General features: G+C 64.1%; 1 pseudogene. It reads left to right on the plus strand.

What is annotated here, in order from left to right:
- Nucleotides 1-123 precede the first annotated feature (123 nt).
- A pseudogene (locus tag D7Y11_RS43105) lies at nucleotides 124-251 on the plus strand (IS5/IS1182 family transposase); the annotation flags it as partial.

Consider the following 251-nt stretch of genomic DNA (forward strand, 5'->3'; position numbering starts at 1 on the left):
CTCGGCGCTGTGGCACCGTCACTTTGAGGTGGTTGCCGCTTCGGCTCATCCACCGCTCCTCCTGCCCTCCTGCAGGGCAGCGGTGGATGCTACCTCCCTAGGCAAAGATTTACCCCGGATGGCTTAGCGCTGTGGGTGTACGGGCAGATGGAGGGCCTCTCCAGCGCTCACGCCATTGCGGCGAGGCTGCGTACGGACGTTGCGTATTGGTGGTTGTGCGGCGGCGTCAATGTGTCGGCGCATACGCTGTC

Source organism: Corallococcus sp. AB018 (assembly GCF_003986945.1).
Lineage (GTDB): Bacteria > Myxococcota > Myxococcia > Myxococcales > Myxococcaceae > Corallococcus > Corallococcus exiguus.